Here is a 26,681-nt window from a genome sequence, read left to right as displayed (position 1 = left end):
TTCTCGGCGGGGAAACACCTGACGAGTAGGTGATTTGTTCGGGCTCGGAGGCGCGGCACCCCTCCTCCCCAGCGCGCCGTGTGGCTGATCTATCCCCATCGGGGTGGGTGGGGCGGGTTCGATGTCGGAGGCCGTCGCTAGCATGCATGCATGTCTTTCGATCCGGTTCCGACACCACCCGATGAGGGGGCTTCGTCCCTGTCGTCGGTGCTGGTCGAGGTGCGGGGAGTGGATGCCGAACTCGCCTCCGCCGAAGCCCGGCGGGTGCGGGCGCTGGCCCGCGCAGGACACCTCGCCCTCGACGCATCGGTAGGGGTGCGGGCGTCGGCGAAAGCGGCGGAGCTGGCGCTGCGGGAGGTCGCGTCCGAGATCGCGGCGGCCTCCGCCCTGTCGGATCGGTCGGTGCAGGCGCAGATCGGTCGGGCGATGACCCTCACCGACGACTTCCCCGTGACCCTGGACGCGTGGGAGGCGGGGGCGCTCACCCGGGCGCATGTGCGGGTGATCGTGGATGCCGGTTTCCCCCTGCCGCAGGAGCGGAGGGGGGAGTTCGATGTGCTCGCCGTCGCTACCGCCGACGGGCTGAGCCCGGGGCGGTTGAAGGCCCGTCTTCTGGCGTTGGCGGAGTCTCTGCAGCCCACCACCCTGGCGGAGCGGCACCAGCGGGGACGGGTGACCCGGTGCGTGCGGGTGGTGGCGGGGGAGGACGGGATGTCCGACCTGATCGCGACGCTTCCCACGGTGCTGGCGGTGGGGATCTACGACCGGCTCGTGCAGCAAAGCGCCGCGATCATCGACCAGCGGCGAGACGCCGCGCGCGGCGCCACCGACGCCCGCACGGCCGACCAGGTGCGCGCGGACATCCTCGCCGACCTGCTGCTGACCGCAGCGCCCGATGCCGACCCCACCCGTCGCGACGACGGCCCGGGCACTCTCGGCGCGATCCGCGCGCGGGTGCAGGTCGTGGTCCCGGCGTTGACGATGCTCCGCCCGGGGGCCGAGAACTCCGACCCTGCGCACCTCGTCGGTCACGGACCCATCGACGCTCCCACGGCCCGCGCTCTGGCCGAGGCCACCCCCGTCCCCTGGGACCGCGTCATCACCCACCCCGTCACCGGGGAAGTGCTCCGCACCGACACGTATCAGCGGACCGCCGCGATCGATCGGCACCTCCGTGCCCGCGACCGCCACTGCCGGTGGCCCGGCTGCGTCGCCCCGGCCGTGCGCTGCGAAGTCGACCACACCCACGACCACGCTCTCGGCGGCCCCACCACCGTCACCAACCTCGCCCACCTGTGCCAAAGACACCACACTCAGAAACAATTCACCCGCTGGAACGTCCACCAACGCCCCGGCGGGGTACTCGAATGGACCTCCCCGACAGGACGCGTCTACATCGACGAACCCCTGCCCTACTCACCAGCAGTCCGATTCCTGCCCGACCACCCCACCGCCGAACCACCACCCGCGGCTGACCCGCCACCCCCGACCGACCCGGCACCCCCGACCAACCCGGCACCCCCGACCGGCCATGACCGCGAACCAGCGCCGTTCTGAGGCCGTCGGTCGGCGCGGCTGCGCGGCTGCGCGAGTGCGCGGGCGCGCGAGTGCGCGAGCATGCGGGCGCGAGTGCACGAGCATACGGGCGCGGTTTCGCGCCCCGTGGGTCCGGCGGTCCGGCTGCCGCGTGGGTGCGCGCGGGCGTCGGCTCGCTTCCAGAACCGAAACCAACGAACAGGCGGGACGCCCGTGCCTCATCTACGCCAGCAGCTCCCGCAGGCGCGCGTACTCCTCCTCCATGCCGGCGTTCGCTCGCCGTGGATCGTCCGACTCTCCCGTCCGTCGCACGTCGGCGATGTACCGACGGTCGGCCTCCCACCGCGCGAACGGGTCCGTGCCGACGTTGCCGTGCCCCGGTATCACCACCCGAGCGGCCCGCGCATACGGTTCCAAGATCTCGAGCGCGCGCTCGTACGCCGGAACGTCGTCCGGGTCGAACGGCAACGGCAACTCGACATCGCTCAGCATGTCCCCGGCGACCAGCACCCGCGGCCCCGGCAGCCAGACCGCCGTGTGCCCCGGAGCGTGACCGTCGTGCACGACGAGTTCGACGTCGAACGTCGGGGAGCCGGCATCCACCCGCCCCATCAGTTCGACCAGCTCGGCGGGAAGCTCCGGCCCGAGCGCAGACACCAGGGCCTCGCGTTCGACGACAGCGAGCTCGGCCGTCCGCGCCGAGGCCCACCGCGGTACCTCCCCGAACCAGGGATGCCACAGCAGATGATCGTGATGCGCGTGAGTCGCGAACCCCTCGGCAACGGTCAGCCCGCGCTCGCGCAGCGTCACGGCGAGTGCGTCGAGCTCGTCCGGCATCCATCCCGGATCGATGAGCAGCACGCGACCGGAGTCGACGACCACCGTCGTGTTCATCTGCATGACACGACTGGTCGCGACGAGCACCCCGGGCGCGACCTCGCGAAGGGCGGGCATGCGCCCAGCCTACGAACCCCGCGACGCCATCTCGCCGAGCGGAGGAGAAACGGGGAGGGGAGGACGACTGCCGCGGCATCCATCCTCCGCTCCCGGAATCTCCTCCCCCCGCGGCCCCCGCCCGGGTCGCCCCCCTACTCCGTCACCTCCGCGCGGTCGACGCGGAACGTCTCCGCCCGGCCGTCGGGAGCCGTGACCGTGACGTCCGCGATGCCCGAGCCCCCCGGGAACACGCGCAGCGTGAGTCCGTCGAAGTAGTCGTAGTCGGGCCGGTCGTCGCGCGCGCCCCACGGCAGCACGGTGCCGGGCCGCACGTACAGCGGCAGCGAGTCGAAGCCGTGCGTCTCGCGCCGCCAGCCGCCCCCCACGACCCGCTCCCCCGTGAGCAGGTGCGTCCACTCGCCGGCCGGCAGGTAAAACGTCACCTCACCGGATGCCGAGAACACCGGCGCCACGAGCAGATCGGGGCCGAGCATGTACTGCCGGTCGAGGTGCAGCGTCGTGGGATCCTCGGGGAACTCCAGCGCCATCGGCCGCATCATCGGAGCGCCCGTGGAAGCAGCCGCCCGCGCCGCCGCGTACAGATACGGCATGAGCCGCAGCTTCAGGCGCGAGAACTGCCGCGTCACGTCGACGGCTTCGTCGTCGAACGCCCACGGCACCCGGTAGGAGTCCGACCCGTGGAAACGGCTGTGCGACGACAGCATCCCGTATGCGACCCAGCGCTTGAACACGGCCGGGTCGGGCGTGCCCTCGAACCCGCCGATGTCGTGACTCCAGAACGAGAACCCGCTCCACGCGAGCGACAGGCCGCCGCGCAGCGTCTCGGCCATCGACGCGAACGTCGAGGAGTTGTCGCCGCCCCAATGCACGGGCATCGTCTGCCCGCCCGCCGTCGCCGATCGGGCGAAGAGCACGGCTTCCCCGACGCCCCGCTCCTCCACCAGCACCTCGTGCACGGCCGCGTTGTAGAGCTGCGCGTACAGGTTGTGCATACGCTCGGGGTCGGTCCCGTCGAAGTACACGACGTCCGTCGGGATCCGCTCGCCGAAGTCGGTCTTGAAGCAGTCCACGCCCTGCGCGATGAGGCGCCGCAGGTACGACTGGTACCAGCGCACGGCATCCGGGTTGGTGAAATCGACGAGCGCCATGCCGGGCACCCACAGGTCCCACTGCCACGGCGTGCCGTCCGGACGTCGCACGAAGTAGCCGTTCGCGACCCCCTCGGCGAACAGCGGCGAACGCTGCGCGATGTACGGGTTGATCCACACCGAGACGTGCAGGCCGCGGTCGTGGAGGCGCTGCAGCATGGCATCCGGATCCGGGAACACCCGCTCGTCCCACGTGAAGTCGGTCCAGTTGAACTCGCGCATCCAGAAGCAGTCGAAGTGGAACACCGACAGGGGCAGGTCGCGCTCGGCCATGCCGTCGATGAACGAGTTCACCGTCGCTTCGTCGTAGTCGGTCGTGAACGACGTCGTGAGCCACGTGCCGAAGGACCAGGCCGGCACGACCGGCGGCCGTCCGGTGAGGGCCGTGTACCGCTCCAGCACGTCCTTCGGGGTGGGCCCGGCGATGACGAAGTACTCCAGCGCCTCGCCCGAGACGGAGAACTGCACGCGCTCGACGTTCTCCGACCCGATCTCGAACGACACGTGTCCGGGGTCGTTCACCAACACGCCGTACCCGCCCGACGACACGTAGAACGGCACGCTCTTGTAGGCCTGCTCGCTCGACGTTCCGCCGTCGGCGTTCCAGATGTCGACGGTCTGACCGTTCTTCACGACGGGTCCGAAGCGTTCACCGAGACCGTAGATCGTCTCGCCGACGCCGAGGTCGAGCTGCTCGTGCACGAAGTGCCGCGAGAACGGCACGCCCGTGTCCGCCCCGGCGTTCGAGATCACGCCGCTCTCCACGTCCGCACCGTCCGCGAGGCTCACCCGGCCGAGCGACCGGAAGCCGCTGCCCGTGACCCGCGCCCCGTCGACCTCGAACGACAGGTCCCACGGCGCCCCCGGCGTCACGCGGGCGGTCAGCCGCCCGGCGGTGAGCGTGCCGCCCTCGACGCCGGCCGAGGCCGACCCGCCCCCCACGACCGCCCCCGGCAGCGCGAAGCCCGCGGACCGCCGTGCGCCGTCGTGGTGCACGATCCGCACACGGACGACGCCGTCGAGCGGCGACGACAGCGTCACGGTGAGGACGCTGCGGTTGAGCACGTCGCCGCGCTTGGCGATGACCTTCGTCGGCGCGTGCACGACCAGTCCCGGCCCGTCGGGGGTGTCGGTCCGCTCGATGTCGTACGCCTCGGCGGCGTAGTCGACGGTGACGCCCGGCCGCATGAGCCAGAAACCATCGGTGAACTTCATTACTTGACTGCTCCTGCCGTGATGCCGCGTGTCAGCGTGCGCTGGAAGATGAGGAAGAAGATCAGCGTCGGGATGATCCCCAGAAGCGCCGAGGCGCTGATCGTGGTGACATCCATCAGTCGGTCGCCCTGCAGCACGCTGATGGCCACGGGCACGGTCTGGTTGTCATTGGATGCCAGGAACGTCAGGGGGATCAGGAACTCGTTCCACGTCCAGATGAAGAAGAAGATGACGAGCACCGACAGGGTCGGGCGGCTGATGGGGAAGACGACGCGCCACAGGATCTGCCACCGCGTCGCGCCGTCGATCGCGGCGGCCTCGAGGATCTCGCGCGGGAACGTGCCGTAGACCGACGACAGCAGGTACGTGCCGAACGCCGCCTGGATCACCGTGAACACGATGACGACCGACAGCACGTTGTCGTACAGACCGACGGACTTGAACATGTAGTACAGCGGGTACAGCAGCGCTTCCTGCGGCAGCAGGTTCGCCAGCAGGAACAGCAGCACGATCCCGGTGCGTCCGCGCACCCGCCCGATGCCGATCGCGAAGGCGTTCAGCACCGAGATCAGCACCGCGAGCAGCGCGACGACGCCCGAGATGAGGATCGAGTTGCCGACCTTGCGGGGGAAGTCGACGCGGTTCCAGAAGTCGATGATCCCGGCGAAGTCGAGCTGCTGCGGCAGAGCGAGCGGCCCCGACGTGGCGTAGTCCACCGGCGACTTGAACGAGTTCACGAGCACGAGGTAGAACGGCGCGAGCACGAGCAGCGCGCCGACGACGACGAGCGCGAGCAGCAGCCAGTCGACGGGGCGACGGCGGGTCATGCCGCCCCGGGCGCCCCGGCGCGGCGGGCGTCCGGTGGTGATGACGGAAGTGGCGGTCACAGTCCGGCCCTTTCCTTGCGTTCGAGCGAGGTCTGCACACGGATGAACACGATCGACACGACGACGACGAGGATCGTCAGCACCGTGGCGATGGTCGCGCCGTAGCCGACGTTCCGCTTCGTGAAGAACTCGAGGTAGGCGTAGTACGCCGGGACGATGGTCGAGCCCGCGGGCCCGCCCTGCGTGATGACGTACACCGGGCCGAAGACCTTCAGCGCCGCGATAGTGCAGGTGAGGGTCACGACGAAGATCTCGGGCCGGACGATGCTCACGGTGATCGCGGTGAACCGCTGGAACCAGTTCGCCCCGTCGAGTTCGGCGGCCTCGTACAGCTCGGGGTCGACCCGCTGCAGCGCGGCCATGAAGACGACGACCGGGTATCCGATCTGCACCCACACGAGCACGACCATGAGCACGATGAGGGCCGAGGGCATCTGTCCGAGCCAGTCGTACGACGGGATGCCGAGCCCGCCCAGGATCTGGTTCAACGCACCGGTGTCGCCGGGCCGGACGATCCAGCCGATGACGATGCCGGCCACCGCGACGGGGAGGATCTGCGGCAGGTAGTAGGTCGCCCGGAGGAAGCTGCCGACCTTGCCACCGAACTTGCGGCCCACGACGTCGAAGAGGAGCGCCGCGACGGCGAGCCCGATGACGGTGGGCACGACGACCATCGCGAGCACCATCCACACCGAGTTGGTGAAGGAGGTCCAGAAGTCCTCGTCGGCGAGGAGCTTCGCCCAGTTGTCGAGGCCGATGAACTCGGGGTCGCCGACGCCGCGCCACTTCGTGAAGGTGAGGAACACGTTCCACACGAGCGGCACGACCACGATCACCAGCAGCAGCACGAAGCCGGGCAGCAGGTAAAGCCAGTACCCGGCGGTGCCGCCGCTGCGTTGGGGGATGGCCGGCTGCTCGGGCGGGAGTGCCACCCGAGCAGCCGGTCGCGTGAGGAGAGCCATCAGCGGAAGTCCGCCGTGCCTTCGTCGTACTTCTTGCCGAGGTTGGTGTCGGTGGTCGCGGCATCCTGGCTACCGGTCACCAGACCCTGCAGCTCCTGGACGAGCACGTCGTAGAAGCCGGGCGCGGGCCAGTCGGGGTAGAACGACAGCCCGTCGTCCTCGAGGATGCCGTTGAACGTGTCGATGAGCTCCTTGCTCTTGGCATCCGTGATGTCGGCGGTGTTCGCCGCGACGGGAACGCCGCCGCTGTTGCCGATGATCGCCTGGATCTCGGGGCTCATCGTGATGTCGATGAACTGGTACGCGAGGTCCTTCTGCTTCGAGCGCTCGGGCACCACCCAGAGGTTGCCGGACGATCCGAGCGACAGCTTCGAGCCGGGGAAGGCCGAGAGCGTCCAGTCGAATTTCGCGTCGGTCGCGAAGCGGCCGTACCACCACGAGCCGGAGACGAAGATCGGCGAGGTGCCGTTGATGAACGAGACGCCGGCGTCCTCGGCCTTGACCGACGAGACGTCCTTGGCGATGTAGCCCTTGTCGACGTAGTCCTTGAGGGTCTGTGACGCGTACTTCACCTCGGTGCCGTTCCAGTCGACCGGGTTCTTGTACAGCTGGTAGTCGTCGACCCACGAGCGGTCGGCCTTGGTCAGCGCGAGCTGGTACCAGAGCTGTCCGAGCGGGTACTCGGCACCGGCCTCGGCGAGGGGCGTGATGCCCTTCGCGACGAATGCGTCGAGCACCTTCACGAACTCGTCATAGGTCTTCGGCACCTCGAGACCCGCGGCCTTGAACGCGTCGAGGTTGTAGTAGACGCCGACGAATTCGCCGTAGTTCGGCACGCCGTACCAGGTGTAGCCGCCCATGACACCGTCGGAGGTGTACTTCGCGGTGGTCTGCAGCGACGGGGCGAGCTTGGCATCCCATCCGTGTTCCTTGACGGCGTCGCTGATGTCGGCGATCAGTCCCGTACTGGCGAGGAAGCCGGCGGTCGCGTTGCCCTTGTTGAACTCGAGGAGGTCGGGCGCGGCGTCGGTGTCGAGCACCTGGCTCGCGGTCTTCTGGATCTGCTCGAAGGACTTCTCCTCGACCTTCACCTTCGCGCCCGTCTTCTCCTCGAAGATCGGGATGGCGGCGTTCCAGGCCTTGGCCATCGCGCTGTCGGCACCTTCGTAGTGCCAGAGCGTGAGGGTCTTGCCCGCGCCGTCGGTGGAGCCGGCGTCTCCGCCTCCGCCGCCGCTGCAGGCGGAGAGGGCGAGGGCGGCGACGGCGACCGAGCCGATCGCCGCGAGGGCTCGGGTCGCGCGTCGTTGTGCGTTCGTGCGTGCCATCGTTGGCACTCCTTTCACTGTGATCCGCTGGTTCGTGGGTGTCCGCTAGCGGGGGCGGATGCTCTGTCTGCCCGCTATCGGAAGTCGTCGAAGCGCTTCGATAACGGGCGAACAGCGCGGGCTGTGGAGTTGGGTGGGTCAGGCGGAAGGGGCCGCGGCGACGGAGCCGCGGTCCAGGTAGGTCGGTGGAATGAGATGGAGACCGGATGCCACGGGCCGACCGGCGATCAGCTCGATGGCGAGGTCGACCGCGAGCTCGCACGAACTCTGCGGTACGAGCGGGATGGAGTCGACGGGCGTCGGCAGCGCGTCGGTGTCGAAGCTGCTGCCGACCGACACGATCGACACGTCGCCCGGGACGCTCTTGCCGAGCGCCGCGAGCTCGACGAGCACGACCTGCAGCACCTCTTCCGGGGCGTGCAGGACGATTCCGGTGACGCCCGCGGCGACGAACTCGCGCACCGAGGCGCGCACGTGCGCGCGGTCGGTGACGACCTCACCGGATGCCACGGCCCGCGCGGTCATCCCGCGCTCGGTGGCGCGGTCCGTGACGGCCGTCCGGACGCGGGGCGGGAAGTTCGACTTCTCGTACGCGCGCCGCGACCCGCCGATGAGCCCGATCTCGCGATGCCCGGCGTCGGCGAGCCGATCGACCGCGTCGATGGCCGCGCGCTCGAAGTCGAGGTCGACGCACACGAGGTCGTCGTGGTCGTTCGGGATGCCGACGAACAGCGTCGGCATGCCGCTGGAGCGCGCGATCTCGACGCGCGGGTCGTCGGGGGCGACGTCCAGCACGAGGATGGCATCCACGAGTCCGCTCGCCGCGACGCGCTTCATACCCGCCGACGCGTCTTCGTCGGTGAGGAGGAGCATGTCGTAGTCCTTGCGGCGCGCAGCGACGGTCATCGCGTGCATGAAGGCCATGTGGCTCGGCGCGTGGCTGTCGGCGCGGAGCGGCTCGGACAGCGCGAAGATGTTGGTCTGGCTGCCGGCGAGCATGCGGGCACCGGCGTTGGGGCTGTACCCGAGGTCGTGGACCGCGGCCTGGATGCGGCGGCGCGTCTCGGCCGACACCGGGCGCTTGCCGCTCAGCGCGTAGGAGACCGTGCTGATCGACACGCCCGCGGCACGGGCGACCTCGTCGATCTTGGCCATCGCGACTCCTTCGTAGCTTTGTCGATGCGCTTCCGGGAAGCGCTTCGACGGCAAAGCTAAACCACCCCGCGCACGAGCGCAAGAGGTAAGTTGGCGCGGGCAACAAAAGGGGGGCGTCAGTCCGCTCGCGGCAGTCGCAGCATCGCCACCGGCTCGGCGCCGTCGATGCCCGGGATCGCGCCGAGTTCGGTGAATCCCAGACGCGCGTAGAGCCGCCGGTTCACCGGAGTCGAGGATTCGAGATACGCGGGCAGCCGCATGCGGTCGAGCGCATCGAGTCGAGTCGTGAGCAGTCGCGCTCCGACCCCGAGTCCCCGCGCCCGCGATGAGACGCCGATCTCGGCCAGGTACCAGTGCGGCTGGCGGGGCCGATACACCTGACTCGCCGCCGAAATCCGGGCCGCGCGTCGCAAGCCCGACAGCCCGAGCGCGCGGAGGAGGGTCGGAAGGTGACGGACGTAGCGACGCGTCTCCCCCCGCACCCCGGCCGGCCCCTCCCACGCGGCGACGCCCACGATGCGCCCGGTGTCGTCGCGCGCGAGATCGACCGCGCCGGTCGGGAAGGGGCCCGCCGCGAGGGTCACGCGGAACAGCTCGCGCAGCCGGTGGTCGCGGTCGCGTCCCTCGGGCACGACCGCCCGCAGGACCGGGTCGAGCCGGAACGCCTCGGCGAGCACGACGGCCGCCTCGTCGAGGTCGTCGGCGACGGCGGGGGCGATCGTCAGCGAGGTCATGTTCCTCTCCTTTGGTCCGAGTGGATAAAACTAGGATGGAGGACATGTCTCGGAGACGGCTGTGAGTTCCCCGCGCCCCTACCTCGCGCGAGAGGACCGACGCGACGCTCTGCTCGACGCCGCCGCGGACGTCCTCCGCGAGAGCGGTCCCGAAGCCCTCTCCCTTCGAGCCGTGGCCGACCGAGCCGGGGTCGCCCATCGACTGGTGTCGTACGCGTTCGGCTCGAAGGTCGAGTTGGTCAAGGCCCTCCTGCTGCGCGAGACGGGGGCGGCCATCGACGTGACCTGGCGATCACCGATGACCGGTGACGGGATCGAGGATGCCGTCGCCACCGCCCTCTCGGCCTTCGCCGACTCGCTCCGCGAGGACCCGCGGTACGCCGAGTGCCTCGTCGCCCTGACGACCACCGCGCGCCTCTCTCCTCAGCTGGTCGACGCCACCCGCGAGGAGACGGAGTTCACCCGCGCCCGCATCCGTGCGCATGTGGCGGAGTGGGCGGCGACCCACTCCGATGCCGAGGTCGACGTGGACCGTGTGGCCGATGGCATCCACGCGTCGGCCGAGGGCATCACGGCATGGTGGCTCGCGACCCGGGACGACGAGGGGCTCGCCGCCGTGGTGCGCGGGTTCGCCGCGGGCGTCGCGCGGACGAGGTGACATCGGGCACTCCTGGCAGACTGCGGGGATGAGCCGTCACACGATCCTCCTCGGCGTCGATGGGGTGCTGCTCGTCGAGATCGACTCGCCGGACCGCGACTACGCCGCGATGAACCCGCCGCGGGTGCCGACATCGTCTGGCACACCCGCCGCCTGACCGATCCCGACGCCTTGCGCGAGCTCGCGGAGAACCTCGGTCTCGCCGACACGGTGCGATTCCCGGATGCCACCGAGCTGCAGGCGGCCCCGACCATCGACCCCGTCGACGTGGGACCGAACGTGCTGTGGGAGCACTGGAAGGTGCAGGCACTGATCCAGCGCGCACGCGATCTGCCCGCGGGTGACGAGGTCGTGGTCGTCGACTCGACGCTCGACTTCACCGCGCACCGGATGCCCGACGGACTCGCCCGCCGGTCGGGACGGAAGGATGCCGATGGCATCGGCGGCGTGAAGACGATCGATGTCGTGGGCCTCGACGAACCACGCCTCGACGCGCTGCGCGCGTGGCTCGCGGGTGGGGCGGTGCCGCGGATCTGACGCGGCACACGCCCTCCGGGATGCGTCAGCGAGCGGCGTTCTGCGCGGCCTTGGCGATCACGTCGGCGACGGTCTCGGCCTGAGAGATGAACAGCGCGTGGCTGCCGGGAACGTTCGTGATCTCGGCCCCGATGCGGCTGGCCATGTGCTGCAGCATCGCCTGGTCGAAGGCCTTGTCCTCGGTGGCGATGACGGCCCAGCTGGGCTTGTTGCGCCACGCGGCGTTCGTCACGGCCTCGCCGAAGACCGACATGGCCACCGGCACCTGGCTGTCGGCCAGGAACGCGGCGTCCTCTTCACTCAGGTCGGCGGCGAATCCGGCGTGGAATGCGTCGCGGTTGAGGAAGCCGAAGCCGTCGTCGGCGACGTCGATGACGAACTCGGGGGTCGGCCCGAAGCCCTCGTACTGCTGACCCGACGACTCACCCGCGTCGGGCGCGATCGCCGAGACGTAGACGAGTCCCGCGACGTGGGGGTGAACACCGGCCTCGGTAATGACGGTTCCGCCCCACGAGTGACCGACGAGGATCGCGGGTCCGTCCTGCTTGTCGAGGATGCGCGTGGTCGCGGCGACGTCGGCCTCGAGCGAGGTGAGCGGGTTCTGCACGATCGACACGCGGAAGCCGCGCGCGGTCAGCAGGTCGTAGACGCGCCGCCAGCCGGATCCGTCAGCGAATGCGCCGTGGACGAGGACGACGTTGGTGATGTTCTGCTCGGTCATGGTTCTGCCTTTCTGGTGCGACTCTCGCGGAGCCGGGGTCGGTGTCGACGCCGTGTGCAACGTCAGAGATACGCAATATATTGCATATCCAATGAGGCTAACCAGCGCCGCCCCCGATTTGCTTCCCGCCCCGAGGCCGTCGCAATATATTGCATGCCGATTCCTCAACAGGTTCCGGGCGTGGACCGCTCGCTCCTCCGCGACGACGTTTTCCGGCGGCTGCGGGACGCCATCGTCGACGGGACGTTCGAGCCCGGCGAGCAGTTACGCGACGCCGAACTCGCGGAATGGTTGGGCGTCAGCCGCACGCCGGTGCGGGAGGCCCTGCTGCGTCTGGGCGCGTCCGGACTGGTGGTCGCGAAGCCCGGTCGCTCGACGACCGTCAGCACGATCGACGCGAAGGCCGTGCGCGACGCGCGTGACGTCGTCGCGGCGATGCATCTGCTCGCCGTCCAGGGCGCCGCGGTCGACGAGACCGACATCGAGCGGATGCGGGAGGCCAATCAGCGTTTCGCCGCCGCTCTCGACGCCGGCGACATTCCGGCGGCGATGGATGCCGATGAGGCTTTCCATCGCATCCCGGTGGCGGCGCTCGGCAACACTGCGATTCAGTCCGTGCTCGACCAGTTCGGTCCGGTCGTGCGTCGCGCCGAACGCGCGCGCTTCATCGAGCACGGCCGCGAGTCGCTCGAGCGTCACGAACGACTGATCGCCCTCCTCGCCGCCGGCGACACGGCCGGCGCATCGAACCTGACGTTCGACACGTGGCACACCCTGGTGGTCGAGGACGGCGTCCCCGGCTGATCTCAGCGGAAGGCCGAACGGCGGATTACGGCTGCCGGCGCACCGCCGCCCACCCGTCGCCGTCGCGCGTGAACACGATCCGGTCGTGCAGCCGCGACGGACGGCCCTGCCAGAACTCGATCTCGCGCGGCTCGATCCGGTAGCCGCCCCAGTGCGGCGGCCGCGGCACGGGCTGGTCGTCGCCGAATCGGGCCGAAACCGCCGCCATCTGCTCCTCGAGAGCGGCTCGGGATGCCACGGTCTCCGACTGGTGGCTCGCCCAGGCCGACAATTGCGAACCGCGCGGACGCGAGGCGAAGTACGCGTCGTCGCGCTCGGCCGGCAGCGGCTCCGCGCGACCCAGGACGATGACCTGACGCTGCAGCGCGTACCAGGGGAACAGCACCGACACCGCCGGATTCCCGGCGAGCGCGCGCCCCTTCCGCGACTCGCGGTTCGTGAAGAACCACAGCGCGCCGTCGTCGTCGATCCCGCGTAGCAGCACGGTGCGCGAGGTCGGCGCGCCGGCGGCATCCACCGTCGAAACGACCATCGCGTTCGGCTCGGGCAGATCGGCGGCGTCGGCCAGCCACCGCTGGAACAGCGCGATCGGCGAGGCAGTGACGGTGCTGTCGTCGAGCTCGGCGAGCGTGTAGTCGAGCCGGTGGGCGAGGGGGTTCTCGGTCATCGCGCGGTCCTCCGGTGGGGCTCGGGAGGCACCATCGTACGGCCCGGGCAGCGGGACGAGGGGAGGATTTCCACCGAGCGGAGGACGAACCCCGTGGCATCCGTCCTCCGCTCGCCCCATCTCCTCCCCTCTTCACGCGTCAGCGCCGCGGGCGGGCGCACGCGGAATACCCGCCCAGCGAAACGTGTTGGCCACACCCGGCCCTGTTCCCCCACGAAAGGACACCCGCGTGAGCCTGTTCAGCCCCACCACCGTCGGCGCCGTCGACGTCCGCAACCGCGTTTCGCTCGCCCCGATGACCCGCCTGCGCGCGAGCGCCGACGGCGTTCCCGGACACCTCATCGCGACGTACTACGCGCAGCGCGCGGGCATCGGTCTGCTGGTGACCGAGGGCGTGTTCCCGAGCGCCGAGTCGAAGGCGTACCCGGGCCAGCCCGGCATCGTCACCGACGCGCAGGCGGCCGGGTGGGCGAAGGTGGCGGATGCCGTGCACGCCGAGGGCGGAGCGGTCTTCATGCAGCTCATGAACGGCGGGCGCGTCTCGCACACCGGCATCACCGGCACCGATCGCATCGTCGCGCCCTCGGCGATCGCGATCGAGGGTGAGACCCGCCTCGCCGACGGCTCGAAGGTCGCCTTCCCCGTGCCGCACGCGCTCGAGACCGCAGAGCTCGCGACCGTCCGCGACGAGTTCGTCGCCGCCGCCCGCCGAGCCGTGGATGCCGGAATCGACGGCGTCGAGCTCCACTCGGCGAACGGCTACCTGCTGCATGAGTTCCTCTCCCCCGCGTCGAACCAGCGCACCGACGGCTACGGCGGGTCGCCCGAAGCTCGCGCTCGTTTCGTCATCGAGGTCGCGCAGGCCGTGGCCGCCGAGATCGGCGCCGGCCGTGTCGGCATCCGGATCTCCCCCGCCCACAACATCCAGGACGTCTGGGAGAAGGACGACGCCGAGACCCGCGCGACGTACGAGGCGCTCATCGCCGGACTCGCGCCCCTGGGTCTGGCGTACCTCAGCGTGCTGCACCACGACCCGGCGAGCGAGCTGATCCAGGACCTCCGCCGCGCCTTCGGCGGCACGTTCATCGTGAACACGGGCTTCTCGCGCGTCACGACCCGCGACGAGGCCGTGCAGGCAATCGACGACGGCATCGCCGACCTGGTCGCCGTCGGACGCCCCGCGATCGCCAACCCAGACCTCGTCACCCGCTGGCAGCGCGGCGCCGACGAGAACGAGGTCGACCAGGCGTCGGTCTACGGCCCCGACGAGCGCGGATACACGGACTACCCGTTCCTCCAGGACTGAGGACGGGATGCCAAGGGCCCCGCGCGATCCGTTCGCGCGGGTCCCTTTCCTGTTCAGACCGCCGACGGGGCGAAGTCGAGCCGCTCGATCGTCCCGTCCTCGGAGAGGTGGAACTGGTACTCCAGCTCCGCCACGCCGCCGGGGAAGTCGCCCTCGAGACGGTACGACGCCCCGACCATCCCGTCGACCTCCCGCGCCCCGAGGAACGTCAGCGTGGTCGTGAAGAGATGAATGGACCCGTCGATCCAGCCGCGGATCTCGTCGAGACCGCGGAAGGTCTCGCCCTGGTCGGAGACGACGGCGTCGGCGGTGAACAGGGCGGCGACCTTGTCGGCATCCCCTCCCTGCCATCCGTCCACGAAGCCCTGGGCGGCGGCGGGAAGCTCGGTCTCTTGCAGCGTGGTACTCATGATGTTTCCTCTCGATGAAACTGTCTTGCGGGACAGTAACATCAACTCCTGTCCTCCAGGACATATTCCCGATGATGTCCTGTCCGACAGCAGGCGCTCGATACGATCGGGGAATGAGCACTGCTGCAGACCACGACGCGTCGCGCCCGCGGCGCGCGAGCGATTTCCCGTACCGGTCCGAGCTGCTGGCCAACCTCAGCGCGCTGATCCTGCTGTGGGACTCCCCCCGATTCCAGGGTGAGATCCTCGCCAGCAGCGGCGAGGCCATCGATCAGCCGGCCCACGCCACGCTCAGCCACCTGCTGGCCTGGGGCCCGATGCGCCCGTCCGCTCTCGCCGATGCGCTGGGAACGGGCGCGTCGTACGTCAGCAAGATCGTCCGGAAGCTCGAAGCCGACGGGTGGGTGGAGCGGGCGACCGACCCCTCCGATGGGCGGGCGACGCTCATCGCCCTCACCCCGGCCGGAGAAGTCGCGGCACACGGCGTGTATGCGCTCGGTGACCGGATGATCGCCGAGGTCCTCGACGGGTGGTCGGCGGAGGACGTCCACGCCTACACCGCCCTGACGTCGAGATTCGTGAAGGATGCCATCGCCTCCAGCGAGCGGATGCGAGAGCGAGGCCTACGCCCTCTCGATTCCTGAACTTCGGACGTTCATGTCCCACAGGACAGCATTCGTGCTACCGTCCTGCAGGACAGTATTCGAACGAGGGAAGAGATACGCATGCCGAACACGGATCGCGACCGCCTGGACGGCCGCCGCACACTGGTCAGCGGAGGAACGAGGGGGACGGGACACGCTGTCGCCGAGCGCCTGCGCGAACTGGGCGCCGACGTGTGGGTGTCGGCCCGCTCGATGCCCGAGGGCTACGCCTATCCCGACCGATTCATCGCCGCCGACACCTCCACCAAGGAAGGCACCGACCGCGTCGCCGCGGAGATGCAGAACGCCGGCGGCGTCGACATCCTCGTGCACGTGGTGGGCGGCTCCTCTACTCCGGCGGGCGGCTTCGCGGCCGTCCCCGAGGAGCAGTGGATCGCCGAGCTGCAGCTGAACTTCCTGGGTGCCGTGCGCCTGGATCGCGCGCTCATCCCCCACATGGTCGAGAAAGGCTCGGGCGTGGTGCTGCACTTCACGTCGATCCAGCGCCAGGTGCCGCAGTGGGAGTCGACCCTGCCGTACGCGGCGGCCAAGGCTGCGCTCCGCACCTACAGCAAGGGGCTCGCGACGGAGCTCGCACCGAAAGGCGTCCGAGTGAACGCGATCAGCCCCGGAGGCATCCGCACCGAAGGCAGCCAGGGCTTCTACGAGCGGATCGCCGAAGCCAACGGGATCAGCATGGATGCCGCGCTCCAGCGCGTCATGGACTCGCTCGGCGGAGTCCCCCTCGGGCGGTTCGCCGAGGTGCACGAGGTCGCAGACCTCGTCGGCTTCCTCGTGTCCGACCGCGCGTCGGGGATCGTCGGCACCGAGATGGTGATCGACGGGGGCACGATCCGCACGGCCTGATCAACGCAGGACGGACCGGATGCCACAGCCATATCGCCCCCGATAACCCCCGGCGATATCCTGTCCATATGGACATCCGGGCGGAACGACGAGCGGCCGGCCTGAGTCAGGCCGCACTCGCCCGCGCCGCGCAAGTGCCGCAGCCGAACATCTCGGCGTACGAGAACGGCCGTCGTCAACCGAGCCCCGAAGTTCTCGAACGCATCCGGCGAGCGCTCGCGGGCAACCTCCGCGACCGGCTCTTCCGCCACCGCGACGAAGTCCGTCGTATCGTCGTGGAGTACCACGCCGCCGACCCGCGCGTCTTCGGATCCGTGGCGCGCGACGAGGCCACCGAGTCCTCCGACGTCGATCTCCTCGTCGACTTCACACCCGAAGCCGGTCTGCTCGATGAGATCGGCCTGCGCCTCGCACTCGCGGATCTCCTCCACGCAGACGTCGACGTCGTGGCATCCGACACCCTTCGGGGGGATCTTCGCGACCGCATCCTGCGCGAAGCGGTGCCGGTGTGAACGCGGAGGCGCAGAAGGCTCAGGATGCCGCGACCCGGGTCATCGCGGTGTGCGAGGTGATCGCGCAGATCGTGGCTGGCGGCAAGGACTCCTTCCTCGCGGACGTTCAGGCGCAGTGGGCGGCGGAGATGGGGCTGATCCGTATCGGCGAGGGCGTGGCGAAGATTCCCGTTCCGGTCCGCGAACGCTTCGCCGAGCAGCCGTGGCGACAGATCATCGACATGCGGAACTTCGCCGCCCACCAGTACGACGACCTCGACCCGAACCGCGTCTGGCGGACGCTGACCGTCGACGTTCCGCTGTTGCGCGCCTACCTCGCCGACGTGGTCATCCCCGGGCTGTAGCCCCAGCCCGCGCATATCGCCCCGCCACCACCCCGAATGCCTCCGCCAATTCCGGCGGCCCTACGACCTCCACCTCCGTCTCGAACCGCCCGAACGACGCGGCGAGCGCTCCCCACGACCACGACCCCGCCTCCAGCGTGCAGCTGCGCTCATCCACCGCGGTGACCGTCCCATCGCCGGCGAAGGGCCGTATGTCACGCGCCGGAAGGTGCAGCAGAACCGTCCCGCGGCACGGCCAGGCGTTGGCATCCGCTCCCTTGAACCGGGCCGAGACGAACGCATCGACATCGCCGCCGGGCACCGTGCGCGGGGTGAAGGGGGCACCGTGCGGGATGCGCGGATGGATGCCATCGACCCGGAAGATGCGCCAGTCGTCGCGGTCGAGATCCCACGCGACGAGGTACCACCGGCCGTCCGAGACGGCGAGGTGGTGCGGCTCCGCCCGCCGCAGCGCGTCTCCGTAGTCGAAACGCAGCGTCACCCGGTCGCGGATCGCCTGCGCGAGCGTCACGAGCACGTCGAGAGAGATGTCGGTGGATGCCACCTCCCCCGGCCGCGCGACCGTCGTGACGTCGAGGGTGTCCAGGCGGTGCCGCAGGCGTGAGGGCATGACCTGCCGCATCGTCGCGAGCGCGCGGATCGCGGCCTCGCCGATGCTCGCGCCGAGAGCCGGGGCGGTGCGCAGCGCAACCGCCACGGCGAGCGCCTGGTCGTCGTCGAAGAGCAGCGGGGGCAGCTCGGCGCCGGAGTCGAGACGGTACCCGCCGTCCGGACCCATCGTGGCCTCGATGCGGTACCCCATCTCGCGCAGGCGATCGATGTCGCGACGCACCGTGCGGTCGGTGATGCCGAGCCGCGAGGCGAGCAGCGACCCCGGCCAGTCGCGCCGCGTCTGCAACAGCGACAGCAGGGTGAGCAGCCGCGATGTCGTGGTCATGGCATCCAGGGTATTTCCGGTCTAGGACAGAAACCGCCCTATACGGCTGCGAGGGTCGTGGCACGAGCCGATCCGGCCCGAGACCCAAGGAGCAGACATGTCCGTGCAGACCACCCCTCACCTGAACTTCCGCGGCGACGCGCGTGCGGCGCTGGAGTTCTACCAGTCCGTCTTCGGCGGGCACTCCGTCATCAACACGTACGCCGATTTCGGGATGCCGGCCGAGATCCCCGGCGCCGACAAGGTCGTGTTCGGCCTCGTCGCCGCCGAGAACGGGTTCCGCCTCATGGGGTACGACATCCCCGGCCAGACCGAGGGCGGCATCGCCGCCGGCGGTTCCACCCGCCGCGAGAACAACACGACGATCACCGAGCAGGCGCTGTTCGTCTCGATCAGTTCGCCCACGCTCGACGAGCTGCGGGGCTACTGGGATGCCCTGGCGGTGGATGCCACGATCGTCGAGCCCCTCGCGGCGTCGGCGTGGAGCGCCGGGTTCGGGATGCTGACCGACCGGTTCGGCGTGACGTGGAGTGTGTCGGTCGCCGCGGACTGACACGGTAGGCAGGGCCTCACGCGATCAGGTCGCGTGGGGCCCTTCCCTACGACGTCGGCCGGTACCGCTGCACCGTGACTCCCGAACGGAACTCCCGCCGCTCGATCAGCTCGAGCGTCAGCTCCACGCCGTCGAGCAACCGCGGCCCGCGACCGGCAATCACCGGATGCACGACGAACGTGTACTCGTCGATGAGCCCCGTCGCAGCGAGCGCCACCGGCAGCCGCACACCCCCGAGCGAGATCCCCCGCCCCGGCTGCCCCTTGAGCCGCCGCACCGCGTCGACGAGATCCCCGTGGAGGAGTTCGGCGTTCCAGTCCACGGCGTCGAGGGTCGTGGATGCCACGACCCTCCGCATCGGATCCATCACCTCCGCGAACGCAACCTCGCTGGGGTCCATCCAGTCCGGCCACTGTCCCGACGCCGGTCGCCGCCACGCGCCCTGCATCAGCTCGTACGTGACGCGCCCATAGAGGAGCGTGTCGGAGCGGCGCAGCTCGTCGGTCCAGAACGCCATCGACTCGGCGTCCGGCGGCAGGCCCGCCTCATGGTGGACGCAGCCGTCTAGGGAGACGTTGATGGCGTAGCGGAGCGGTTGGGTCACGGCTGTCTCCTTTGATCGGGGCGGGGGTGGGGTCAGGCTAGTGGGGGCTCGCGTCGGGTGGACACCCGCCATCTCGCCAGGGATGAGGTGGCGGGATGACGTGCGGTCGGCCACCGAGTTCGTGCGGCGGCGGCGCGACCCACCGGCGCGAATGAGCGGTGGCCTCGAAAGATAAGCTCGAGCAATGGGGACGACGGAGCCGAGGGCCTGGCTTGTTCGCGGGTCGAAGAACTACGCGTACGACAGCTGGATGCTCGAGAACGGCTACACCGCAGTCGATTTCAGTGAGGTCGGCGACCTGTCTGTGGCTACAGACCTGCCAGAAATGCGGGCCCTGCTCTCCCCGACGATGCCAGACAAGAACGAGAAAGCTGTCGGCAACTACGCGGCACAGCTCAACGCCTTCGCGAATCGCATGTCGATCGGCGACATCGTCGTTCTTCCGCTCAAGAATGTCGGGCGTCTCGCATTCGGCGTGGTGACGGGGCCTTATCGATACCTTCCTGGTACGGGCGTGCTGAACCATGTCCGGGCCGTCGACTGGAAACGTCCCGACGTGGCACGAACAGCCATCAGTCAGGATCTTCTCTACTCCCTGGGCGCCTTCAGCACGGTCGTGCAAATCAGCCGAAACGACGCCGCGTACCGACTCGGAAGGGTGCTCCAGGGGGCAGAAACTGACCCTGGCGCGCGAGCGGGCGTCCCCCTCGTGATGTCGAAGACGGCCGACGACGTGGTCGATACGGACGAAGCGATTGCGAGTGACGGGCAGGACATCATCCGCTACTCGCGGGACCGAATCCTCACCCTGATCAGGGAGAATTTCGCAGGGCATGCACTGCAGGATCTCGTCGCCGAGATCCTGCGAGCGGAAGGGATGACTTGCAAGGTTCCACCCAAGGGAGCGGACGGCGGCATCGACATCATCGCCGGATCAGGGGTCCTCGGCATCTCGGCCCCGACGATCATCGTGCAGGTGAAGTCGCAGACCAGCCGTGTCGGGTCCGAGGTTCTCGATCAGCTCGGCGGGGTAGTGGGCCAGCATCAGGCAGACCACGGTCTTCTGGTGGCGATGGGCGGTCTCACGGGACCCGCACAGGCCAAGGTAGATGCCCAACGTCTTCGGGTTGCCGTCTGGGATGCCGAAGAGGTGATCGACCGCCTGCTGAAGCACTACGACGTGATGCCTGAGGCGATCAGAGCGATCATCCCGCTCCGTCGTTCCTGGGTGATCGACGAGAGCACGACCGCCTGAGCTCGCGGCCCGCCCTAGACGCATTTCCCGATCGTGTCGGCGGGTGAGACTACATTGAGGCCCCGACCGGGAGCGATCGCGCCCGGTCTCGCACGAGGAGAAACACGAGTCGATGACGCCCACTACGAAAGAAGCGCAGCGCGCGGAGCTTCACAAGACGATCTGGCGTATTGCAAACGACCTGCGGGGCTCTGTCGACGGGTGGGATTTCAAGTCCTACGTGCTCGGCATGCTGTTCTACCGATTCATCTCGGAGAACCTCACTGCGTACATCAACGCCAGCGAACGAGACGCCGGGGACTCGAGCTTCGACTACGCCCGCCTCCCCGACTCGCAGGCGGAACTCGGACGCAGAGAGACCGTTGTCGAGAAGGGCTTCTACATCCTTCCGTCCGAGCTGTTCCGAAACGTTCACACTCGCGCGGCCGCCGACGCGAACCTCAACGAGACCCTGGCCCGCGTCTTCAAGAACATCGAGGGCTCGGCGCTGGGTACGGATGCCGAAGACGACCTCAAGGGCCTGTTCGACGACCTCGATGTGAATAGCTCGAAGCTGGGGAACACGGTTGCGAAGCGCAACGAGAAGCTCGTGAAGCTGCTCGACGCGATCGGCGACCTGCCACTGGGTAACTTCGAGGACAACTCCATCGACCTGTTCGGCGACGCGTACGAGTACCTCATGCAGATGTACGCCTCCAGCGCCGGCAAGTCCGGTGGCGAGTACTACACGCCGCAGGAAGTGTCGGAGCTCCTCGCGAGGATCACCGTGGTTGGCAAGACGCAGGTGAACAAGGTCTACGACCCCGCCGTCGGATCAGGATCGCTGCTTCTCAAGTTCGCGAAGGTGCTCGGCAAGGACAACGTTCGTCAGGGCTTCTACGGGCAGGAGATCAACCTGACCACGTACAACCTCGCGCGGATCAACATGTTCCTGCACGACGTTAACTACGAGAAGTTCAACCTGGCGCACGGGGACACCCTCCTCGACCCAGCCCACTGGGACGACGAACCGTTCGAGGCGATCGTCTCCAATCCCCCGTACTCGATCAAATGGGACGGCGACGCGAACCCGCTTCTCATCAACGACCCGCGCTTCGCACCTGCGGGCGTGCTCGCACCGAGGTCGAAGGCCGACCTGGCGTTCACGATGCATATCCTGTCGTGGCTGGCGGTCAACGGAACGGCGGCGATCGTCGAGTTCCCCGGCGTGCTCTACCGCGGGGGCGCGGAAGCGAAGATCCGGAAGTACCTCATCGACAACAACTACGTCGACGCCGTGATCCAGCTTCCTCCCGACCTGTTCTTCGGCACCACGATTGCCACCTGCATAATTGTGCTAAAGAAGTCGAAGACCGACAACGCGGTACTTTTCATCGATGCCTCTGCCGAGCTTACTCGCGTCGGCAACAAGAACAAGCTGACGGACGCCCACCAGCGGCATATCCTCGACACCTTCACCGCGCGCGCCAGCGTCGACCACGTCGCCAAGCTCGTGCCAAACGCCGAAATCGCCAGGAACGAGTACAACATCGCCGTCTCCTCCTACGTCGAGGCAAAGGACACCCGCGAGACTGTCGATATCAGGGCACTGAACGCCGAGATCGCCCGGATCGTCGCTCGCCAAGCCGAGCTCCGCACCGCGATCGATGCGATCGTTGCGGATTTGGAGGGTGCCGAGTGAGCCGCATCGATGAGCCGATCGCAGATGGCGCTCCGGGTGCGCGTTACGTCGACCTGTCGGAGGTGGCCGAGTATTCGCCCACGCGCGTCGACGCGGCGGATCTTGACCGGAAGAACTTTGTTGGTGTGGACAACCTCCTCCCGAACAAGCGAGGACGCCTGGACGCAACCTATCCTCCGAACACGGCGCGACTGACCGCATACGAGCCAGGCGACATTCTCCTCGGCAACATTCGGCCGTACCTGAAAAAGGTTTGGCTAGCAACAAACTCCGGCGGCTGCAGCGGCGACGTTCTCGCAGTTCGCGTTAGGCGGCAGCATCGCGAGCTGCTGGATCCCACCTTTCTCTATTACCTTCTTTCCTCTGATCGCTTCTTCGCCTACAACATGCAGAAGTCGAAGGGGGCCAAGATGCCGCGGGGCGACAAGGCGGCGATCATGAGTTATCGGATCCCAGTCCCGACCATCGAGGCGCAACGGAAGATCGTGCGAATATTGGACCAGTTCACTCAGCTGGAAGTGGAGCTGGAAGCGGAGCTAAAAATGCGACGCCGTCAATTTGAGCACTATCGCGGCGCATTGATTCTTGAACGAGACCGCGCAGAAACCGCGCTTCTCGGGGACATAGCCACGATCGGTACGGGTAGCCATGACACCCAGGATGCTCAGGACGACGGTCGGTTTATTTTCTACGCTCGGGGGCGAGAGCCGCTCAAGCTTGACACCTTTGATTTCGAGGAAGACGCAATCATTACCGCCGGCGATGGGGTCGGGGTCGGGAGAGTATTCCATTTTGCTCGAGGGAAATATGCGCTCCACCAGCGCGCATATCGTATAGTCCCTCATGCGCGAGTTGACGCGAGATTTATCTATCATTACCTTCTTGCTGATTTCTCGCGTTACCTCGAACGTACTTCCGTTCATGCTTCCGTGACTTCTTTGCGGCGTCCAATGTTTCTTCATTACCCAGTCGCGCTTCCTTCGTTGGATGAGCAGCGTTGTATTGTTGCTACCCTAGATAAGTTCGATGCGCTTGTGAATGACCCCAGCGTGGGGCTCCCTGCTGAACTTGCCGCTCGCCGCAGGCAGTACGAGTACTACCGTGACAAGCTGCTGACCTTTGAGGAGGCACCAGCATGAGCGACGCGGTCCCACGGACGTACGATCCGATCGCTGTCTCGTCGGAAAGTACTGTCGTCGCCGAGTACATCCCCGACCCGGCGGCCTCGGTGTCCTACCAATCGGAGGCGGAGCTCGAGCGCGATTTGATCCGGCTGCTGCAATCTCAGGCGTACGAGTACCTGGCCATTACGTCCGAGACGCAACTCATTGCCAACCTCCGTACGCAACTCGAAGCTCTCAACGCGATCAGGTTTTCGGATGCGGAGTGGAGTGTGTTCTTTTCCGAGCGGATCGCGGGTGCGAACGATGGCATCGTGGAGAAGACCGTCCGCATCCAGGAGGACCACGTCCAGCTGCTCAAGCGCGACAACGGGTCGATGAAGAACGTGCTGCTGATCGACAAGCAGAACGTCCACAACAACCGGCTTCAGGTGATCAATCAGTACGCGATCGGCCAAGCCGATGGTGGGGCCACCCAATCGAATCGCTACGACGTGACCGTGCTGGTGAACGGGCTGCCGATGGTACATATCGAACTCAAACGGCGCGGCGTCGACATCCGAGAAGCGTTCAACCAGATCGACCGCTACCAGCGCGACAGCTTCTGGGCGGGATCCGGGCTGTTCGAGTATGTGCAGTTGTTCGTCGTCAGCAATGGCACGCTCACGAAGTACTACTCAAACACCACGCGCCGCCAGCACTTGAGCGAGGCGGGGGGCTCGAAGCGAGTACGGAAGACGTCGAATTCCTTCGAGTTCACGTCGTGGTGGGCGGATGCGCAGAACAAGCCGATTCAAGAGTTGACGGCGTTCGCGCGGACGTTCTTCGCAAAGCACTCGCTGCTCAACATCCTGACGAAGTACTGCGTGTTGACCGCCGACCGGATGCTGCTGGTGATGCGTCCGTACCAGATTGTCGCGACCGAGCGAATCCTGCAACGGATCGACATCGCGACGAACTACAAGCGCCTCGGTACCGTCGCCGCGGGTGGGTATGTCTGGCACACCACTGGGTCGGGCAAGACCCTCACCTCTTTCAAGTCGGCGCAGCTCGCATCGAAGCTTCCGAGCGTCGACAAAGTGCTGTTCGTCGTCGACCGCAAGGATCTCGACTATCAGACGATGCGCGAGTACGACCGTTTTGAGAAGGGCGCGGCGAACTCCAATACCTCGACGGCGGTCCTGAAGAAGCAACTGGAAGACCCGAACGCACGAATCATCATCACGACGATCCAGAAGCTTACGACATTCATCGCTGCCAACAAGGGACACGCGATCTACGACGGGCACGTCGTGATCATCTTCGACGAGTGCCACCGGTCGCAGTTCGGCGACATGCATACCGCGATCGCGAAAGCCTTCGCACGCTATAACCTGTTCGGCTTCACCGGCACCCCGATCTTCTCCGCAAACGCCGTGAGCGGCGGGAACCCGCAGCTTAAGACCACCGAGCAGGCGTTCGGGGAGAAGCTGCACACGTACACCATCGTCGACGCGATCACCGACAAGAACGTGTTGCCGTTTCGGATCGACTACGTAAACACGATCAAGGTCGGCGACCCTGACGACAGCCAGGTGCCCGCGATCGACAAAGAGAGCGTCCTGCTCGACTCGCGCCGCATCACCGACGTCGTGAGGTATACGCTGGCGCACTTCGATCAGAAGACCAAGCGCGCCGAGCACTACAGACTCGGCGAGCGCCGCGTGCGGGGCTTCAACGCGCTGTTCGCGACAGCGTCAATCGAGGCGGCCCGGGTCTACTACAACCACTTCCAGATCGAGCAAGAAGGGCTCCCGCCGGATCGGCGGTTGAAGGTCGGCCTCATCTACTCCTACGGAGCGAACGACGCCGTCGAAGACGGCGCTCTTGACGAAGAGGGTTTTGACACCGGCGCCTTGTTCATGGACGATCGGTCGTTCCTCGGAGACGCGATCGGGGACTACAACGGCATGTTCGGCACGTCGTTCGACACCTCCGCCGACCGGTTTCAGAACTACTACAAAGACCTCTCGCTCAGGCTCAAGAATCGAGAGATCGACCTAGTCATCGTCGTGAACATGTTCCTCACGGGCTTCGACGCGACCACGTTGAACACGCTTTTCGTCGACAAGAACCTGCGTGCACACGGGCTGATCCAGGCTTACTCGCGCACGAATCGCATCCTTAACTCCGTAAAGACCTACGGCAACATCATCAGTTTTCGTAATCTCGAAAAAGAGACCAACGACGCCATCGCCCTCTTCGGGAACAAGGATGCTCGCGGAGTAGTGCTCCTGAAGCCATACACCGAGTACTACAACGACTATGCGGATAAGGTGACGGAACTGCTGAACACCTTCCCGCTGGGACAGCCGATCGTGGGCGAAGCCGCGCAGAAGGATTTCATCGCGCTCTTCGGTTCGATCCTGCGCCTACAGAACATCCTCACCTCGTTCGACGAGTTCGAAGACTCCGCGCTCCTGAGCCCGCGGCAGGGCCAGGACTATCGCAGCGTCTATCTCGACCTGTACGCCGAGTTCCGCAAGAACCAAGAAGCCGACAAGGAACAGATCATCGACGACGTAGTCTTCGAGATCGAGCTGATCAAGCAGGTGGAGATCAACGTCGACTACATCCTCATGCTCGTCGAGAAGTATCGAGATGAGCGCGGCGACGGTGACGACAAGGAAATGCGCGCGGAGATCACCCGGGCCCTTGATGCCAGCCCCTCCCTCCGAAACAAGAAGGACCTCGTCGAGGACTTCGTCGACTCTCTTTCAGCGAGGGGTGAGGTCGACCAGGAATGGCGCGCCTTCATCGCCGCGAAGCGCGAGGCTGAGCTGCAGGCGATCATCCGCGACGAAAGCCTCAAGCCTGACGAGACCAGAGCTTTCGTCGAGACCGCGTTCCGCGATGGCCAGATCCGAACCAGCGGCACCGCGATCACGAGAGTCTTGCCGCCGGTCTCGCGTTTCGCCGTAGACGGAGGCCATGGCGAGAAAAAGCAGCGGGTCATCCGCAAGCTCGGCGCGTTCTTCGAGCGCTTCTTCGGCCTCGCCGCCGGGGATCCGGCGAGTCCGTAGGCGTAACCCTTCCGGGTTGTTCATCGACAACTCCCCCACGAGCTCGGCGAGCGCGCGATCGTCCCGATACTGCCCCCCC

Annotated in this window: 27 protein-coding genes; 15 read left to right on the top strand and 12 right to left on the bottom strand. The window is 67.4% G+C overall.

Going from position 1 to position 26,681, the window contains the following annotated elements; translation table 11 throughout:
* Nucleotides 1-150 precede the first annotated feature (150 nt).
* Complete coding sequence (locus tag AVW09_RS13605) at nucleotides 151-1,557, top strand: HNH endonuclease (protein ID WP_082822991.1); 1,407 nt, start codon at nucleotides 151-153, stop codon at nucleotides 1,555-1,557.
* Nucleotides 1,558-1,758: 201 nt separating this feature from the next.
* Here AVW09_RS13605 and AVW09_RS13600 read toward each other — a convergent pair whose 3' ends face one another.
* The 7 genes from AVW09_RS13600 to AVW09_RS13570 all read right to left on the bottom strand — a co-directional run bounded on the left by AVW09_RS13600 (nucleotide 1,759) and on the right by AVW09_RS13570 (nucleotide 9,919).
* A complete protein-coding gene (locus AVW09_RS13600) occupies nucleotides 1,759-2,490 on the bottom strand; it encodes an MBL fold metallo-hydrolase (RefSeq protein ID WP_063258588.1) in 732 nt (243 codons plus the stop codon).
* A 134-nt stretch (nucleotides 2,491-2,624) separates the two neighbouring features.
* The gene (gene yicI, locus AVW09_RS13595) at nucleotides 2,625-4,856 is read right to left on the bottom strand and encodes an alpha-xylosidase (RefSeq protein WP_063258587.1); all 2,232 of its coding nucleotides are present in this window, start codon (nucleotides 4,854-4,856) and stop codon (nucleotides 2,625-2,627) included.
* The gene (locus tag AVW09_RS13590; RefSeq protein WP_082822990.1) at nucleotides 4,856-5,743 is read right to left on the bottom strand and encodes a carbohydrate ABC transporter permease; all 888 of its coding nucleotides are present in this window, start codon (nucleotides 5,741-5,743) and stop codon (nucleotides 4,856-4,858) included. Before AVW09_RS13590 ends, yicI begins: the two co-directional genes overlap by 1 nt.
* A complete protein-coding gene (locus AVW09_RS13585; RefSeq protein WP_063258586.1) occupies nucleotides 5,740-6,705 on the bottom strand; it encodes a carbohydrate ABC transporter permease in 966 nt (321 codons plus the stop codon). Before AVW09_RS13585 ends, AVW09_RS13590 begins: the two co-directional genes overlap by 4 nt.
* Entirely contained in the window at nucleotides 6,705-8,030 is a 1,326-nt protein-coding gene (locus AVW09_RS13580) for an ABC transporter substrate-binding protein (RefSeq protein WP_063258585.1), read from the bottom strand. Before AVW09_RS13580 ends, AVW09_RS13585 begins: the two co-directional genes overlap by 1 nt.
* A 138-nt stretch (nucleotides 8,031-8,168) precedes the next feature.
* Entirely contained in the window at nucleotides 8,169-9,185 is a 1,017-nt protein-coding gene (locus AVW09_RS13575; RefSeq protein WP_063258584.1) for a LacI family DNA-binding transcriptional regulator, read from the bottom strand.
* Between the two features lie 116 nt (nucleotides 9,186-9,301).
* The gene (locus tag AVW09_RS13570) at nucleotides 9,302-9,919 is read right to left on the bottom strand and encodes a GNAT family N-acetyltransferase (protein ID WP_063258583.1); all 618 of its coding nucleotides are present in this window, start codon (nucleotides 9,917-9,919) and stop codon (nucleotides 9,302-9,304) included.
* Nucleotides 9,920-9,980: 61 nt separating this feature from the next.
* Between AVW09_RS13570 and AVW09_RS13565 the strand changes: the two genes are divergently transcribed.
* From AVW09_RS13565 to AVW09_RS13560, 3 genes are read left to right on the top strand one after another with little or no spacing between them, the layout of a single operon-like run.
* A complete protein-coding gene (locus tag AVW09_RS13565; RefSeq protein ID WP_063258582.1) occupies nucleotides 9,981-10,577 on the top strand; it encodes a TetR/AcrR family transcriptional regulator in 597 nt (198 codons plus the stop codon).
* Between the two features lie 28 nt (nucleotides 10,578-10,605).
* A complete protein-coding gene (locus AVW09_RS18365; protein ID WP_269454563.1) occupies nucleotides 10,606-10,734 on the top strand; it encodes a hypothetical protein in 129 nt (42 codons plus the stop codon).
* Between the two features lie 14 nt (nucleotides 10,735-10,748).
* Complete coding sequence (locus tag AVW09_RS13560; RefSeq protein ID WP_063258581.1) at nucleotides 10,749-11,114, top strand: hypothetical protein; 366 nt, start codon at nucleotides 10,749-10,751, stop codon at nucleotides 11,112-11,114.
* 25 nt (nucleotides 11,115-11,139) lie between these two features.
* Here AVW09_RS13560 and AVW09_RS13555 read toward each other — a convergent pair whose 3' ends face one another.
* Nucleotides 11,140-11,835, bottom strand: coding sequence for an alpha/beta fold hydrolase (locus tag AVW09_RS13555; RefSeq protein ID WP_063258580.1), 696 nt, complete (start codon nucleotides 11,833-11,835; stop codon nucleotides 11,140-11,142).
* 180 nt (nucleotides 11,836-12,015) lie between these two features.
* Between AVW09_RS13555 and AVW09_RS13550 the strand changes: the two genes are divergently transcribed.
* Nucleotides 12,016-12,639 carry a GntR family transcriptional regulator gene (locus tag AVW09_RS13550; RefSeq protein ID WP_331709266.1) on the top strand — a complete coding sequence of 208 codons (624 nt, stop codon included), beginning with the start codon at nucleotides 12,016-12,018 and terminating at the stop codon, nucleotides 12,637-12,639.
* A 25-nt stretch (nucleotides 12,640-12,664) separates the two neighbouring features.
* On the opposite strand, the gene pdxH is transcribed toward AVW09_RS13550, so the two are convergent.
* Nucleotides 12,665-13,306 carry a pyridoxamine 5'-phosphate oxidase gene (gene pdxH, locus AVW09_RS13545; protein WP_063258578.1) on the bottom strand — a complete coding sequence of 214 codons (642 nt, stop codon included), beginning with the start codon at nucleotides 13,304-13,306 and terminating at the stop codon, nucleotides 12,665-12,667.
* 229 nt (nucleotides 13,307-13,535) lie between these two features.
* Here pdxH and AVW09_RS13540 point away from each other — a divergent pair, with 229 nt between their 5' ends.
* On the top strand, nucleotides 13,536-14,612 hold the full coding sequence (locus AVW09_RS13540; RefSeq protein WP_063258577.1) for an alkene reductase: 1,077 nt from the start codon (nucleotides 13,536-13,538) through the stop codon (nucleotides 14,610-14,612).
* Between the two features lie 53 nt (nucleotides 14,613-14,665).
* Here AVW09_RS13540 and AVW09_RS13535 read toward each other — a convergent pair whose 3' ends face one another.
* Complete coding sequence (locus tag AVW09_RS13535) at nucleotides 14,666-15,022, bottom strand: nuclear transport factor 2 family protein (protein ID WP_063258576.1); 357 nt, start codon at nucleotides 15,020-15,022, stop codon at nucleotides 14,666-14,668.
* A gap of 113 nt (nucleotides 15,023-15,135) precedes the next feature.
* On the opposite strand from AVW09_RS13535, the gene AVW09_RS13530 reads away from it, so the two are divergent.
* The 4 genes from AVW09_RS13530 (at nucleotide 15,136) to AVW09_RS13515 (ending at nucleotide 17,389) form a co-directional block, all read left to right on the top strand.
* A complete protein-coding gene (locus AVW09_RS13530) occupies nucleotides 15,136-15,666 on the top strand; it encodes a MarR family winged helix-turn-helix transcriptional regulator (protein ID WP_063258575.1) in 531 nt (176 codons plus the stop codon).
* A gap of 81 nt (nucleotides 15,667-15,747) precedes the next feature.
* Entirely contained in the window at nucleotides 15,748-16,533 is a 786-nt protein-coding gene (locus tag AVW09_RS13525; RefSeq protein WP_082822988.1) for an SDR family oxidoreductase, read from the top strand.
* A gap of 68 nt (nucleotides 16,534-16,601) precedes the next feature.
* Nucleotides 16,602-17,045, top strand: coding sequence for a helix-turn-helix domain-containing protein (locus tag AVW09_RS13520; protein WP_197462645.1), 444 nt, complete (start codon nucleotides 16,602-16,604; stop codon nucleotides 17,043-17,045).
* Complete coding sequence (locus tag AVW09_RS13515) at nucleotides 17,042-17,389, top strand: HepT-like ribonuclease domain-containing protein (protein ID WP_063258574.1); 348 nt, start codon at nucleotides 17,042-17,044, stop codon at nucleotides 17,387-17,389. Before AVW09_RS13520 ends, AVW09_RS13515 begins: the two co-directional genes overlap by 4 nt.
* Here AVW09_RS13515 and AVW09_RS13510 read toward each other — a convergent pair.
* The gene (locus tag AVW09_RS13510) at nucleotides 17,373-18,326 is read right to left on the bottom strand and encodes a helix-turn-helix transcriptional regulator (RefSeq protein ID WP_063258573.1); all 954 of its coding nucleotides are present in this window, start codon (nucleotides 18,324-18,326) and stop codon (nucleotides 17,373-17,375) included. The two genes, AVW09_RS13515 and AVW09_RS13510, sit on opposite strands and share 17 nt — an antisense overlap.
* Nucleotides 18,327-18,423: 97 nt before the next feature.
* Here AVW09_RS13510 and AVW09_RS13505 point away from each other — a divergent pair, with 97 nt between their 5' ends.
* Entirely contained in the window at nucleotides 18,424-18,879 is a 456-nt protein-coding gene (locus AVW09_RS13505) for a VOC family protein (RefSeq protein WP_063258572.1), read from the top strand.
* Between the two features lie 46 nt (nucleotides 18,880-18,925).
* Here the strand turns inward: AVW09_RS13505 and AVW09_RS13500 are convergent, their stop codons facing one another.
* Nucleotides 18,926-19,483: a dihydrofolate reductase family protein gene (locus AVW09_RS13500; protein WP_063258571.1), complete on the bottom strand. Its 558-nt coding sequence runs from the start codon at nucleotides 19,481-19,483 to the stop codon at nucleotides 18,926-18,928.
* 184 nt (nucleotides 19,484-19,667) lie between these two features.
* On the opposite strand from AVW09_RS13500, the gene AVW09_RS13495 reads away from it, so the two are divergent.
* The 4 genes from AVW09_RS13495 to AVW09_RS13485 all read left to right on the top strand — a co-directional run bounded on the left by AVW09_RS13495 (nucleotide 19,668) and on the right by AVW09_RS13485 (nucleotide 26,602).
* Nucleotides 19,668-20,738 (top strand): restriction endonuclease, encoded by a 1,071-nt coding sequence (locus AVW09_RS13495; protein ID WP_063258570.1) that lies wholly within the window; start codon nucleotides 19,668-19,670, stop codon nucleotides 20,736-20,738.
* 112 nt (nucleotides 20,739-20,850) lie between these two features.
* Complete coding sequence (locus tag AVW09_RS13490) at nucleotides 20,851-22,419, top strand: type I restriction-modification system subunit M (protein WP_063258569.1); 1,569 nt, start codon at nucleotides 20,851-20,853, stop codon at nucleotides 22,417-22,419.
* Nucleotides 22,416-23,558 carry a restriction endonuclease subunit S gene (locus AVW09_RS17350; RefSeq protein WP_082822986.1) on the top strand — a complete coding sequence of 381 codons (1,143 nt, stop codon included), beginning with the start codon at nucleotides 22,416-22,418 and terminating at the stop codon, nucleotides 23,556-23,558. The genes AVW09_RS13490 and AVW09_RS17350 overlap by 4 nt, the downstream gene beginning before the upstream one ends.
* Nucleotides 23,555-26,602, top strand: a complete 3,048-nt coding sequence (locus AVW09_RS13485) for a type I restriction endonuclease subunit R (RefSeq protein ID WP_063258568.1) — start codon at nucleotides 23,555-23,557, stop codon at nucleotides 26,600-26,602. The genes AVW09_RS17350 and AVW09_RS13485 overlap by 4 nt, the downstream gene beginning before the upstream one ends.
* Nucleotides 26,603-26,681: the final 79 nt, after the last annotated feature.

Source organism: Microbacterium sp. T32, assembly GCF_001619615.1.
Classification (GTDB): Bacteria; Actinomycetota; Actinomycetes; order Actinomycetales; family Microbacteriaceae; genus Microbacterium.
This window is presented reverse-complemented; position numbering and strand designations above follow the sequence as displayed.

What these genes read in the sequence shown, in the direction of transcription:
- AVW09_RS13605 (WP_082822991.1), top strand. Translation starts at nt 151, where the DNA reads ATGTCTTTCGATCCGGTTCCGACACCACCCGATGAGGGGGCTTCGTCC.
- AVW09_RS13600 (WP_063258588.1), bottom strand. Translation starts at nt 2,490, where the DNA reads ATGCCCGCCCTTCGCGAGGTCGCGCCCGGGGTGCTCGTCGCGACCAGT.
- yicI (WP_063258587.1), bottom strand. Translation starts at nt 4,856, where the DNA reads ATGAAGTTCACCGATGGTTTCTGGCTCATGCGGCCGGGCGTCACCGTC.
- AVW09_RS13585 (WP_063258586.1), bottom strand. Translation starts at nt 6,705, where the DNA reads ATGGCTCTCCTCACGCGACCGGCTGCTCGGGTGGCACTCCCGCCCGAG.
- AVW09_RS13580 (WP_063258585.1), bottom strand. Translation starts at nt 8,030, where the DNA reads ATGGCACGCACGAACGCACAACGACGCGCGACCCGAGCCCTCGCGGCG.
- AVW09_RS13575 (WP_063258584.1), bottom strand. Translation starts at nt 9,185, where the DNA reads ATGGCCAAGATCGACGAGGTCGCCCGTGCCGCGGGCGTGTCGATCAGC.
- AVW09_RS13570 (WP_063258583.1), bottom strand. Translation starts at nt 9,919, where the DNA reads ATGACCTCGCTGACGATCGCCCCCGCCGTCGCCGACGACCTCGACGAG.
- AVW09_RS18365 (WP_269454563.1), top strand. Translation starts at nt 10,606, where the DNA reads ATGAGCCGTCACACGATCCTCCTCGGCGTCGATGGGGTGCTGCTCGTC.
- AVW09_RS13555 (WP_063258580.1), bottom strand. Translation starts at nt 11,835, where the DNA reads ATGACCGAGCAGAACATCACCAACGTCGTCCTCGTCCACGGCGCATTC.
- pdxH (WP_063258578.1), bottom strand. Translation starts at nt 13,306, where the DNA reads ATGACCGAGAACCCCCTCGCCCACCGGCTCGACTACACGCTCGCCGAG.
- AVW09_RS13535 (WP_063258576.1), bottom strand. Translation starts at nt 15,022, where the DNA reads ATGAGTACCACGCTGCAAGAGACCGAGCTTCCCGCCGCCGCCCAGGGC.
- AVW09_RS13530 (WP_063258575.1), top strand. Translation starts at nt 15,136, where the DNA reads ATGAGCACTGCTGCAGACCACGACGCGTCGCGCCCGCGGCGCGCGAGC.
- AVW09_RS13525 (WP_082822988.1), top strand. Translation starts at nt 15,748, where the DNA reads ATGCCGAACACGGATCGCGACCGCCTGGACGGCCGCCGCACACTGGTC.
- AVW09_RS13520 (WP_197462645.1), top strand. Translation starts at nt 16,602, where the DNA reads ATGGACATCCGGGCGGAACGACGAGCGGCCGGCCTGAGTCAGGCCGCA.
- AVW09_RS13510 (WP_063258573.1), bottom strand. Translation starts at nt 18,326, where the DNA reads ATGACCACGACATCGCGGCTGCTCACCCTGCTGTCGCTGTTGCAGACG.
- AVW09_RS13505 (WP_063258572.1), top strand. Translation starts at nt 18,424, where the DNA reads ATGTCCGTGCAGACCACCCCTCACCTGAACTTCCGCGGCGACGCGCGT.
- AVW09_RS13495 (WP_063258570.1), top strand. Translation starts at nt 19,668, where the DNA reads ATGGGGACGACGGAGCCGAGGGCCTGGCTTGTTCGCGGGTCGAAGAAC.
- AVW09_RS13490 (WP_063258569.1), top strand. Translation starts at nt 20,851, where the DNA reads ATGACGCCCACTACGAAAGAAGCGCAGCGCGCGGAGCTTCACAAGACG.
- AVW09_RS13485 (WP_063258568.1), top strand. Translation starts at nt 23,555, where the DNA reads ATGAGCGACGCGGTCCCACGGACGTACGATCCGATCGCTGTCTCGTCG.